Source organism: Streptomyces sp. (assembly GCF_035563135.1).
GTDB lineage: Bacteria > Actinomycetota > Actinomycetes > Streptomycetales > Streptomycetaceae > Streptomyces.
In genome coordinates this window covers 1-10,614 of record NZ_DATMVN010000296.1, presented here as the reverse complement: position 1 = coordinate 10,614, position 10,614 = coordinate 1, and the positions used below count along the sequence as shown (strand labels likewise).

Sequence of the window (10,614 nt, the reverse complement as noted above, 5' to 3'; positions counted from 1 at the left end):
CGCCGGGCTCCGCGTCGAGGCCGTGCGGAGCTCCCCCGCACCGGACGCGGTGGGCCCACTTCCCGGGAGCGGTCGCGGGATGCCACCATGGAAGGGATCCGGGGACGCCGTCAGGGTGCCTCGAGATGACGAAGGAGCCGTTGGCCATGTCGCTTCAGGCTGCGCAGAACCAGTCCGCCACGCCCCCCGCGGGTCCCGCTCCCGGTGCCGGCAAGGCGCTGTACGGGGGGAAGGGCACGCGCCGCATCACCGTCCACGACATCGCCGCCGCCGGTGAGCGCGGCGAGAAGTGGCCCATGCTCACCGCCTACGACGCGATGACCGCGTCCGTCTTCGATGAGGCCGGGATCCCGGTCATGCTCGTCGGCGACTCCATGGGCAACTGCCACCTCGGTTACGAGACCACGGTGCCCGTCACCATGGACGAGATGGTCATCCTGTCGGCCGCCGTCGTACGGGGCACCGAGCGCGCCCTGATCGTCGCCGACCTGCCCTTCGGCTCGTACCAGGAGGGCCCGGTCCAGGCCCTGCGCAGCGCCACCCGGCTGATCAAGGACGCCGGTGTCGGCGCGGTCAAGCTGGAGGGCGGCGAGCGCTCCCACGAGCAGATCCGGCTCCTGGTCGAGGCCGGGATCCCGGTCATGGGCCACATCGGCCTGACCCCGCAGTCCGTCAACGCGATGGGCTACCGGGTCCAGGGCCGCGGCGAGGAGGCCGCGCAGCAGCTGCTGCGCGACGCGAAGGCGGTACAGGACGCGGGTGCGTTCGCCGTGGTGCTGGAGCTCGTGCCAGCCGAGCTGGCCGCCGAGGTGACCCGCTCCCTGCACATCCCGACCGTCGGCATCGGCGCCGGACCCGACACGGACGCACAGGTGCTGGTCTACACCGACATGGTCGGACTGACCGGCGGCAAGGTGCCGCGCTTCACCAAGCAGTACGCGAACCTGCGTCAGGTGCTCACCGACGCCGCCAGGGAGTACGCCGAAGAGGTCGTCGGCGGCACGTTCCCGGCGGCGGAGCACACGTTCCACTGACGCCCCGCTGACCACTGCCGCACCACCGACAGCCCGCCGACTTCCCCCATCGGCGGGCTGTCGCCTGCTTGTCGGCCCGCTGTCGGTGGCGTGTCGGTGGCGGCTGGTCCGATGGTGTCCATGACGCGAAACGACAAGAACCTCAGGAGCGGCGGGAAGGCCGTCGAGGTGCGGGGGCTGGTCAAGCAGCACTACGGCACGACCAAGGCGCTCGACGGTGTGGACCTCGATGTGCGCGAGGGCACCGTCCTCGGCGTGCCCGGTCCCAGCGGCGCCGGCAGGACCACCCTCGTACGCTGCCTGTCCACCCTGGTCCTGCCCGACGCCGGACACGCGGTCGTGGCGGGTTACGACGTGGTGAAGCAGCCCCGGCAGCTGCGCCGCACCATAGGCCTGACCGGGCAGTACGCCTCGGTGGACGAGAAGCTGTCCGGCTGGGAGAACCTCTACATGATCGGGCGGCTGCTCGACCTGCGTCACATCGGGGCGCTGGTACGGCGCGATCTGCTCCAGATCAAGAAGGATCCGGAGTCGATGTTCGACGCGCTCCTGATTCGGCGGGCGGGTCACCGTCCCAGACCTCGTCCACGAGCACCCCGGCCGGGACCGTACGCCCCGGGCGCAGGGCGAGGACGGTGAGCAGGGCACGCAGCCGCGCCCCGCCCAGGGCGACGGACGTGCCGTCGGCGCGGTGGGCGCGGGTGGTACCGAGGATGCCGTAGTGCACGCGCCCATTGTCCGTGACGGCCCTGCGCGCCGAGGAACTACCACCCGCCCATGAGACGTTCCCGGCGTGCCACCCGTACCGTCAGGGGCTCCAGCCGTCGTCCAGTCCTCAGGAGTACCGCCGATGACCACCGCGTTCCGCCGTCCCAGCGACCGGCGGGTCAGTCCGATCTTCCTCGGGATCGTCGCCGTCATGGCCGTCTCGGGCTGGGCGGTGTGGACGGGCTTCGCCGAGCAGACCGGTTTCGCCGTCTTCCTCTTCGTCACCGCGGCCTGGATCGTCTCGCTCTGCCTCCATGAGTACGCGCACGCGCGCACCGCGCTGCACAGCGGCGACATCTCGATCGGGGCGAAGGGGTATCTGACGCTCAACCCGCTCAAGTACACCCATGCCCTGCTGAGCATCGTGCTGCCCGTGCTGTTCGTGATCATGGGTGGCATCGGTCTGCCGGGCGGGGCGGTCTACATCGAGCGGGGCCGCATCAGCGGGCGCTGGAAGCACAGCCTGATCTCGGCGGCCGGCCCCCTGACGAACGTGCTGTTCGCCGTCGTCTGCACGGCGCCGTTCTGGCTGGGCGCCCTGGACGGCGTTCCGCTGCCCTTCCGGCTCGCGCTGGCGTTCCTGGCGCTGCTCCAGGTGACGGCGGCGATCCTGAACTTCCTGCCGGTCCCGGGTCTGGACGGTTACGGCGTGATCGAGCCGTGGCTCCCGTACAAGGTCCGGCGCCAGGTGGAGCCGTTCGCGCCCTTCGGTCTCATCGCGGTCTTCGCGCTCCTGTGGATCCCCGAGGTCAACGGGATCTTCTTCGACGCGGTGGACGCGGCCCTGCGGGGCCTGGGCGTCAGCGAGGTCGAGACGTACTGCGGACTCGACACCTACCGCTTCTGGCAGGAGTGGTTCGGCGACCAGGACCAGGGCTGCGCGATGCTCCGCTGATCCGGGTGATCCCCGCGGACACCGCCGTACCGGAACGTCGGACAGCCCTTAGCCTGCTCCCCATGCCCGACCACACCACGCAGGCACCACGCGACGACAGGCCCGAGGAGTCCCGGCGGGCGCACCTGAGCCGGCTCTTCGACGAGGACGCGGAGCTGTACGACCGGGCCAGGCCCGGGTATCCGCCCCGGCTGTACGACGATCTCGCGGAGCTTGCGGGGGCCCGCCCCGGCAGCCGCGTGCTGGAGGTGGGCTGCGGGACCGGCCAGGCGACGGTGCCTCTGGCCCGGCGGGGCTGTCTGATCACCGCCGTCGAGGCGGGACCGCGGATGGCCGCGGTCGCCCGCCGCAACCTGGCGGGAGCGGCGGTGGAGGTGGTGACGGCACGGTTCGAGAGCTGGCCGCTGCCGCAGGACCCGTTCGACGCGGTCGTCTCGGCGACGGCGTTCCACTGGATCGACCCGGCCGTCCGGATGGCCAGGGCCGCCGACGCGCTGCGTCCGGGCGGGGCGCTCGCCGTGGTGCGCAGCCAGCATGTGCGGGGCGGCAGCGAGGAGTTCTTCGTCGAGGCTCAGCGCTGCTACGAGCGCTTCGACCCGCGGACGCCGCCCGGCCTGAGGCCTCCTGCGGCCGCCGACGTCGACGGCTCGGACCACGCGGGGGAAGTGGCGCTCAGCGGCCGGTTCGGCCCCACGGTCTTCCGCCGCTACGAGCAGGACCTCACCTACGCCACGTCGGACTATCTGGACCTGTTGCGGACCTACTCCGGCCACCGGGCCCTCCCGGAAGCCGCCAGGAGCGGACTGCTGCGGTGCCTCGCGGACCTGATCGACGGGAAGTACGGCGGCCGGGTGACCAAGCGGTACCTCGTCGAGCTGGGGGTGTCATCGAGGCGTTGACGCCCTCGTCACCGTGGAGTGCGGCTGCGTCCGCGTCAGCGCTGGTCAGGCGGACACCGTCTGTTCGGCGGCGGCTTCCGTCTCCGCCCTGTGCCTGCGCACGTAGAACCACGCCATGTTCGAGGAGAGGCCGGCCAGCAGCACCCAGACGACACCCAGCAGGATGCTGCCCTGGACGAAGGACACCACGGCCGCGACGACGGCGAGGGCGCAGACGATGCTGGTGTAGAGAGCGAGGCGGGGCATGAGGGCTGGTGCTCCTGTCCGGGGGTGGTGCGCGGTCCCCTCCAGTGTCCCTCATGCCCGATTCGGCTCCGGGCGCGGGCTCACACGTCGGTGGTGCGCAGCCCCGCGTGTGCCTTGTAGCGGCGGTTGACGGAGATCAGGTTCGCCACCAGCGACTCGACCTGGTGCGCGTTGCGCAGCCGGCCGGCGAAGACGCCGCGCATACCGGGGATGCGGCTCGCCAGCGCCTGCACGGTGTCGGTGTCGGCGCGAACCTCGCCCAGCACCAGCACGTCGGTGTCGATCTCCTCGATCGTCTCGTCCTGGAGGAGCACCGCCGAGAGGTGGTGGAAGGCGGCGGTGACCCGGGAGCCGGGCAGCAGGGCAGCGGCCTGCTCCGCGGCGCTGCCCTCCTCGGGCTTCAGGGCGTAGGCACCCTTCTTGTCGAAGCCGAGCGGGTTGACGCAGTCGACGACGAGCTTTCCGGCCAGTTCCTCACGCAGGGACTCCAGCGTCTTCGCGTGGCCGTCCCACGGCACGGCGACGATCACGACGTCGCTGCGGCGCGCGCACTCCGCGTTGTCCGCGCCCTCGACACCGTGGCCCAGCTCCGCGGCGGCGGCCTCGGCGCGGTCGGCGGCCCGGGAGCCGATGACGACCTTCTGTCCGGCGCGGGCGAAACGGTAGGCGAGGCCGCGGCCCTGGGGGCCGGTCCCGCCGAGTACGCCCACGGTCAGGCCGGACACGTCGGGGAGGTCCCAGGGGTCCTTGGCGGGGGGCTTGGAGGCGCTTGCACTGTCGTTCGTAGTCATGGCGCCGACCCTACTGTCAGGTGGAGAGGGCGGGCCCGCGCTTCGTCCGGTCTGCGACGTGCGTCACGGGCGACGTCTGCGACGTGCGTCACGGGCGACGGGCGGAAAGGCTCCCGTTCGGGTGGATCGCGGCGATCGGGCAGCCGCACGGACCGGGGCGGAGGCATGATGCCGGGCCATGGATGCCGTACGTGTCGCCCTGCTGCGTGACGTGCTCGCCGGGACGGAGTGGCCCGCGGCGGCCCGGGGGTTCGCCCGGACCCTGCGGTCGTCGGTCGTCCCGCAGGGCGGCGGGCTGCTGCTGGTGGGGACCGAGGTCTACGAGCCGTGGCACATGGCCGCGCACCTGGTGGACGAGTCCATGTGGTCGGGCCTGCCGCAGCTGCGGCCCACGCTCGTGCGCCACCGGGTGGAGCCGGACGACCCGGTGCACCTGGCCGTCGGTCTGGGCCGGATCGAGGCGGCCGGGCGCGGCGAGACGCTGCTCGTGGTGGCCCCCGGGCGGGCGGACGGCGGTCTGCTGGAGCGCGTGCACGGCGCACGCCGCTCGGGAGCGACCGTGCTGACGCTGGACGGCGGTGATCCGGAGGTACGGGGCCTCGCCCACGAGGCGCTCACGGTCTCCGACGACGAGGTCGACCTGGACACGGTCCAGCACCTGGTCAGTGCTGCGGCCGGGGAGAACGGCGCCCCGCCCCCCGGGGGCCGCCGCCCCTTCCGCGACCGCCTCTCCCGCCTGGCCGACCGGCTGACCGCCCCGCCGCCGGACCGCTGGTGACGGTGCTGCTCCGGCCGTGGGGGAAATCAGTTGCGGGAGGGCCGGAGGCCGCAGAGCATGACCCCCCGTGACCTCTCGTCTGCTGCCCGATCTCACGCCCTGGCGTTCCTCCGCCGACTTCCGGCTGCTGTGGGTCCAGGGGCTGATCACCTACTTCGGCAGCTTCATGGCTCTGATCGCGCTTCCGCTGCAGATCAAGGACCTCACCGGGTCGCCGCTCGCGGTCGGGGCCATGGGAGCGGTGGAGCTCGTGCCCCTGGTGGTCTTCGGACTGTACGGAGGTGCGCTGGCCGACTCGGCCGACCGGCGCAGGGTCATCCTGGGTACGGAGGCCGGGCTCGGCCTGCTGGCCGTCGTGCTGCTGGTGAACGCCCTCGCACCCGAGCCCGCGCTCTGGCCGCTGTACCTCGTGGCCGGCGGGGTCTCCGCGCTGGCCGGGCTCCAGCGGCCCGCGCTGGACTCGCTGATGGCCCGGATCGTGCCGCACGGCCAGCAGACGGCGGCCGCCGCACTGAACTCGCTGCGCTGGCAGGCCGGTGCGATCGCGGGCCCTTCCCTGGCGGGCGTCGTGGTGGCCTACGCGGGTCATGCCACCGCCTACGGCGTCACCGTCGTCACCTTCGGCGTTTCGGTGCTGTTGTGTCTGAGGCTTTCACCGGCGCCGCCCGCCCATGACGCCGAGAAGCCGTCCCTGCGCGGGATCGCCGAAGGCGCGCGCCATGCCTGGAGCCGGCCCGTCCTGCTGGGGACGTACGCGATCGACCTGGCGGCGATGCTCTTCGCCTTCCCGAACACGATCTTCCCGTTCCTGGCGGACGAACTGGACGCGGAGTGGTCGCTGGGCCTGATGTACGCGGCGGGGTCGGTGGGCTCGCTGGTGCTCGGGCTGACCAGCGGCTGGACCTCACGGGTGCGCCGGCACGGACTGTTCGTCGTGGGCGGTGCGGCGGTGTGGGGCCTGGCCGTCGCGGCGGCCGGATGGTTCGGGAACGTCTGGCTGGTGCTCTGCTGCCTGGGGGTCGCCGGCGCGGGCGACATGCTGAGCGGACTCGGGCGCTCCACGATCTGGAACCAGACGGTCCCCGACGAGCTGCGGGGCAGGCTGGCAGGGATCGAGGTCCTCTCGTACAGCGTCGGCCCCCAGCTCGGTCAGGTCAGAGCGGGCGCGATGGCGGGCTGGACCGGGACCCGGACCGCGATCTGGACCGGCGGGGTGGCGTGCGTCGCTTCGGTCGCGCTGCTGGCTGCGGCGCTGCCGAAGCTCCTCACGTACGACTCCGGGACGGACGAGGACGCCGCACGGCGGCGTGCCACGGGCGTCGGCCCGGAAGAGGCTCCCCGGGTCTAGTCCGCCGACCGGTCCGAGCGGTCGTGCCACTTCGGGTCGTTCTCCCATTCGAGGTTCCGCTCACGCGCCGTGTCCATCGCGTGCTGCGCCTCCCCCGGGGTGGCGTACGGGCCGAACCGGTCCTTCCCCGGGCATTCGGGGCCCTCCTCGACCTTCTTGTGCTCCAGGCAGTAGTACCACTCGCCCGGTTTGCCCACCGTGCGCTTCTTGAACAGGGCCATTGCGGGATCCTTTCCTCGTTGCCATGGTGCCCCGGGCACGCTGGTTAGACTCGCTGGCATGTCTGGCCAGTCGCTTCTCGTACCAGGGGAGATCACTCCCATCCGTTCCGTTCCCGGAAAAATCCGGCGCCCCGAGTACGTGGGGAAGCCCGCCCCCACGCCGTACACCGGGCCGGAGGTCCAGGACTCCGACACCGTGGAGCGCATGCGGATCGCGGGCCGCATCGCGGCCCGGGCGATGGAGGAAGCCGCCAAGCACATCGCCCCGGGGGTCACCACCGACGAACTCGACCGGGTCGCCCACGAGTTCATGGTGGACCACGGGGCCTATCCGTCGACCCTCGGCTACCGCGGCTTCCCGAAGTCGCTCTGCACCTCGCTCAACGAGGTCATCTGCCACGGGATCCCCGACTCCACCGTCCTGCGGGACGGCGACATCGTGAACCTCGATGTCACCGCGTACATCGACGGGGTGCACGGCGACAACAACGCCACCTACCTGTGCGGCGACGTCGACGAGGAGTCGCGGCTCCTCGTGGAGCGCACCCGGGAGTCACTGAACCGCGCGATCAAGGCCGTGCGGCCCGGAAGGCAGATCAATGTGATCGGGCGCGTCATCGAGTCGTACGCGAAGCGGTTCGGCTACGGGGTGGTGCGGGACTTCACCGGGCACGGGATCAACAGCTCGTTCCACTCCGGCCTGATCATCCCGCACTACGACAGCCCGCACGCGACGACCGTGATGCAGCCCGGGATGACCTTCACCATCGAGCCGATGCTGACGCTCGGGACCCATGACTACGACATGTGGGACGACGGCTGGACCGTCGTGACGAAGGACCGGAAGCGGACCGCGCAGTTCGAGCACACACTGGTGGTGACGGAGACCGGGGCGGACATCCTGACGCTTCCGTGACGGATCGTTTTACCGACAGGCGGTCGGGAACCTGTTGACTTAGGTAAACCTAAGTAGGAGGATCATCGTATCGGTGCGCGGCGGCGTGCACGGCTGCTGCCGGTATGTACGCTTCCGTCCGGACTTCCTGTCCCCTCGGCCCCCCGGAGGACCGCCTTGGACCCGACCGCCACCACCACGCCCTTCTCGACCCTCATCCGCACCGCTTCGCACGAGCAGCACACGGAGGCCGAGTCCTCGACCTTCATGAGCGACATGCTCGGCGGGCGGCTCGGTGTGGACGCGTACACGCGCTACACCGAGCAGCTGTGGTTCGTCTACCGGGCACTGGAGGACGGCGCGCAGGCCCTGCGTGAGGACCCGCTCGCCGGGCCCTTCGTCCAGCCGGAGCTGATGCGCACGGCGGAACTGGAGCGCGACCTCACCCACCTGCGGGGCGAGGGATGGCGCGAGGGGCTGGAGCCCCTGCCCGCCACCGCCGCGTACGCCGCGCGGGTCGCCCGGTGCGCCCGCGAGTGGCCCGCCGGATACATAGCGCACCATTACACCCGTTACCTCGGCGACCTCTCGGGCGGCCAGATCATCCGCGGTACGGCGGAGAAGACCTGGGGCTTCGAGCGCAAGGGCGACGGGGTCCGCTTCTACGTGTTCGAGCAGATCCCCAACCCGGCGGCCTTCAAGCGGGAGTACCGGGAGCTGCTGGACGCGGTGGACGCGGACGACCTGGAGAAGCAGCGCATCGTCGAGGAGTGCAAGCGCGCCTTCGCGCTGAACACCGCCGTCTTCCGTGAGCTGGGCGAGGTCTTCCCGCTCAGCGCGTGATCAGGACGCGGACACCAGGGCGACGCGGCCCCCGATCTCCATCGTGCCGTCCGGCGCGGGCGCGGTGAGGATCTGGGAGCCGCGTCCTTGTGTGATGTTGAGGGCCCGGCCGAGTTCGGCGCTCAGCAGCATGGCCGCCGCGCCCGTCGCCTCGTCCTCCTCGATGCCTCCGGTGCGAGCCCCGGCTCCACCGGAGCGGCCGTCGCCACGCTCGTCGTGGCGACGGGGGAAGGCCCGCGCCCGTACGCGGCCGGCGGCCTCGTCCTCCCAGGCCCAGACGTAGAGCCGGCCCTCGCCCGGCGGCGGGCCCGTCAGCTCCTCGACCTCCGCAGCCGACGCGTAGCGCTCCAGTTTGCTCGGCGGCGCCCATTCCGGGCGGGCCGCGATCCAGGTGAACTCACCGTCCTGGCGGGCCGTCACATCCCCCACGGGCAGCTCCAGGACCTCCAGGTCGAGCAGCCAGGCCGCACCGACGAGCGGATGCCCGGCGAAGGGCAGTCGCAGCTCGGGGGTACGGATGTCGACGGTGCCCCGCTCGGGATCGTCGACGAACACCGTCTCGCTGAAGCCGAGCTTCCGTGCGAGGGCCTGCCGGGACTCGTTGCCGGGATACCTGCGCCCGTCGCGCACGACGCCCAGCGGATTGCCGTGGCGGCCGTCCGGGGCGCAGAACACACGCAGGACGTCGATGCCTTCGGGTACCTCGAAGTCGTTCACACGCGCATTCAAGCACCGCGCGGTGCCTTCCGGGGGCACGGCCGGGCCCCGGATCTCCTCCCCGCACTCGTGCGGTTCCCGTCCCCGGTAGGGTTCAGGCGGTCAGTGCGGACGACGGATCAGAAGGCGCAGAAGGCAACGGATGAGAAGGCTGGGTCGACTGGCGGCGGGGCTCGCGACGGCGACGGTACTGGTCGTGACGGCGAGCGGCTGCGTGACGGTGCACGGTGAACTGGAAGTCGTGCCGGGAGCGACGAGGTCCGAGGCCGCGAAGGCCCTGGAGGACTTCACCGTCGCGTACAACAAGGCGGACAAGGCGTACGATCCGGCGCTCGACGCGGACCGGGTTACCGGTTCGCTCGGTGCGATCAACCAGGCCGGGCTGACCGCGCGGCGGAAGAACCACCCGGAGGGCAACGCGCAGCACCAGCCGCTGGAGCTGACCGACGCCTCGTACGTCATACCCGAGAAGGCGGGCTGGCCGCGCTGGTTCGTCGCGGACACCGACTCCAACCGCGACCAGGACGGCGGGAAGCAGGACACCCGCTGGCTGCTGGCGTTCGTCCGTACCGGGCCCGACGCGTCGTGGAAGGCCGCCTACCTGGCGGCCGTCGCCACGTCCGAGATCCCGGAGTTCCGCAAGGACGCCGACGGCTGGGCTCAGCCCGTGCCCTCGGCGGACGCGGACGCCGCGCTGGCCACCCCGACGGCGGACCTGAGCACCACGTACACCGACTACCTCAGGGACGGTACACCGGATGTGTTCGCTCCCGGGTCGATGACCTCGGGCTGGCGGGAGGCGCGGAAGAACACCCGCAGGGCGGGCTTCTCCTATCAGTACGTCGACCAGGCGCTGGATTCCGGGACGTTCGCGCCGCTGGGTCTGGCGACACAGGACGGCGGGGCCCTGGTCTTCTTCAGCAGCAAGCACTTCGAGCGGCAGACGGCGGCTCAGGGACTGCGGCCGACGGTCACCGAGGACGTGCAGGCGCTGCTGACCGGCGAGGTGAAGAGCACCCTCACCAAGGAGCGGGTGTCGAGCCAGCTGGTCCACGTGCCCGGGAAGGGCGCGGGGGACACGGCGGGCACGGACGGCAAGGTGCGCGTGCTGAACCGGCTGCCCGGCCTGGTCGCGGCGCAGGGCTCCTGACCGCCGCGGACGGGCAGGGCCCGGCGCGG

12 protein-coding genes and 2 pseudogenes are annotated in these 10,614 nt (G+C 71.6%); 9 read left to right on the top strand and 5 right to left on the bottom strand.

What is annotated here, in order from left to right; genetic code table 11:
- Positions 1-146: 146 nt before the first annotated feature.
- Positions 147-1,034: a 3-methyl-2-oxobutanoate hydroxymethyltransferase gene (gene panB / locus VN520_RS13050; RefSeq protein WP_325747059.1), complete on the top strand. Its 888-nt coding sequence runs from the start codon at positions 147-149 to the stop codon at positions 1,032-1,034.
- 111 nt (positions 1,035-1,145) lie between these two features.
- Positions 1,146-1,544 (top strand): annotated as a pseudogene (locus tag VN520_RS13045) (ATP-binding cassette domain-containing protein); the annotation flags it as partial.
- 40 nt (positions 1,545-1,584) lie between these two features.
- Here the strand turns inward: VN520_RS13045 and VN520_RS13040 are convergent.
- Positions 1,585-1,761 (bottom strand): annotated as a pseudogene (locus tag VN520_RS13040) (AfsR/SARP family transcriptional regulator); the annotation flags it as partial.
- Positions 1,762-1,884: 123 nt separating this feature from the next.
- Between VN520_RS13040 and VN520_RS13035 the strand changes: the two are divergent.
- Both VN520_RS13035 and VN520_RS13030 read left to right on the top strand, forming a co-directional pair.
- Positions 1,885-2,697: a site-2 protease family protein gene (locus VN520_RS13035; protein ID WP_325747057.1), complete on the top strand. Its 813-nt coding sequence runs from the start codon at positions 1,885-1,887 to the stop codon at positions 2,695-2,697.
- Between the two features lie 62 nt (positions 2,698-2,759).
- The gene (locus VN520_RS13030; protein WP_325747056.1) at positions 2,760-3,596 is read left to right on the top strand and encodes a class I SAM-dependent methyltransferase; all 837 of its coding nucleotides are present in this window, start codon (positions 2,760-2,762) and stop codon (positions 3,594-3,596) included.
- A 45-nt stretch (positions 3,597-3,641) separates the two neighbouring features.
- Here VN520_RS13030 and VN520_RS13025 read toward each other — a convergent pair whose 3' ends face one another.
- Both VN520_RS13025 and npdG read right to left on the bottom strand, forming a co-directional pair.
- Positions 3,642-3,842: a hypothetical protein gene (locus VN520_RS13025; RefSeq protein ID WP_325747055.1), complete on the bottom strand. Its 201-nt coding sequence runs from the start codon at positions 3,840-3,842 to the stop codon at positions 3,642-3,644.
- Between the two features lie 80 nt (positions 3,843-3,922).
- A complete protein-coding gene (gene npdG / locus VN520_RS13020) occupies positions 3,923-4,633 on the bottom strand; it encodes an NADPH-dependent F420 reductase (RefSeq protein WP_325747054.1) in 711 nt (236 codons plus the stop codon).
- Positions 4,634-4,811: 178 nt separating this feature from the next.
- Between npdG and VN520_RS13015 the strand changes: the two genes are divergently transcribed.
- Positions 4,812-5,411, top strand: a complete 600-nt coding sequence (locus tag VN520_RS13015; protein ID WP_325747053.1) for a hypothetical protein — start codon at positions 4,812-4,814, stop codon at positions 5,409-5,411.
- A gap of 67 nt (positions 5,412-5,478) precedes the next feature.
- A complete protein-coding gene (locus VN520_RS13010; protein WP_325747052.1) occupies positions 5,479-6,759 on the top strand; it encodes an MFS transporter in 1,281 nt (426 codons plus the stop codon).
- On the opposite strand, the gene VN520_RS13005 is transcribed toward VN520_RS13010, so the two are convergent.
- Positions 6,756-6,980 (bottom strand): hypothetical protein, encoded by a 225-nt coding sequence (locus VN520_RS13005; RefSeq protein ID WP_325747051.1) that lies wholly within the window; start codon positions 6,978-6,980, stop codon positions 6,756-6,758. The genes VN520_RS13010 and VN520_RS13005 overlap by 4 nt on opposite strands.
- 58 nt (positions 6,981-7,038) lie before the next feature.
- Here VN520_RS13005 and map point away from each other — a divergent pair, with 58 nt between their 5' ends.
- On the top strand, positions 7,039-7,896 hold the full coding sequence (map, locus tag VN520_RS13000; protein WP_325747050.1) for a type I methionyl aminopeptidase: 858 nt from the start codon (positions 7,039-7,041) through the stop codon (positions 7,894-7,896).
- Positions 7,897-8,052: 156 nt separating this feature from the next.
- Positions 8,053-8,718, top strand: a complete 666-nt coding sequence (locus VN520_RS12995) for a biliverdin-producing heme oxygenase (RefSeq protein ID WP_325747049.1) — start codon at positions 8,053-8,055, stop codon at positions 8,716-8,718.
- Here VN520_RS12995 and VN520_RS12990 read toward each other — a convergent pair whose 3' ends face one another.
- The gene (locus VN520_RS12990; protein WP_325747048.1) at positions 8,719-9,435 is read right to left on the bottom strand and encodes a PhzF family phenazine biosynthesis protein; all 717 of its coding nucleotides are present in this window, start codon (positions 9,433-9,435) and stop codon (positions 8,719-8,721) included. It abuts the gene before it with no gap.
- A 142-nt stretch (positions 9,436-9,577) separates the two neighbouring features.
- Between VN520_RS12990 and VN520_RS12985 the strand changes: the two genes are divergently transcribed.
- A complete protein-coding gene (locus VN520_RS12985) occupies positions 9,578-10,585 on the top strand; it encodes a hypothetical protein (RefSeq protein ID WP_325747047.1) in 1,008 nt (335 codons plus the stop codon).
- Positions 10,586-10,614: the final 29 nt, after the last annotated feature.

Bases quoted from the DNA above. Each gene is read 5' to 3' on its own strand.
- npdG (WP_325747054.1), bottom strand. From the start codon at position 4,633: ATGACTACGAACGACAGTGCAAGCGCCTCCAAGCCCCCCGCCAAGGAC.
- VN520_RS13030 (WP_325747056.1), top strand. From the start codon at position 2,760: ATGCCCGACCACACCACGCAGGCACCACGCGACGACAGGCCCGAGGAG.
- panB (WP_325747059.1), top strand. From the start codon at position 147: ATGTCGCTTCAGGCTGCGCAGAACCAGTCCGCCACGCCCCCCGCGGGT.
- VN520_RS13005 (WP_325747051.1), bottom strand. From the start codon at position 6,980: ATGGCCCTGTTCAAGAAGCGCACGGTGGGCAAACCGGGCGAGTGGTAC.
- VN520_RS12985 (WP_325747047.1), top strand. From the start codon at position 9,578: ATGAGAAGGCTGGGTCGACTGGCGGCGGGGCTCGCGACGGCGACGGTA.
- map (WP_325747050.1), top strand. From the start codon at position 7,039: ATGTCTGGCCAGTCGCTTCTCGTACCAGGGGAGATCACTCCCATCCGT.
- VN520_RS13015 (WP_325747053.1), top strand. From the start codon at position 4,812: ATGGATGCCGTACGTGTCGCCCTGCTGCGTGACGTGCTCGCCGGGACG.
- VN520_RS13035 (WP_325747057.1), top strand. From the start codon at position 1,885: ATGACCACCGCGTTCCGCCGTCCCAGCGACCGGCGGGTCAGTCCGATC.
- VN520_RS13025 (WP_325747055.1), bottom strand. From the start codon at position 3,842: ATGCCCCGCCTCGCTCTCTACACCAGCATCGTCTGCGCCCTCGCCGTC.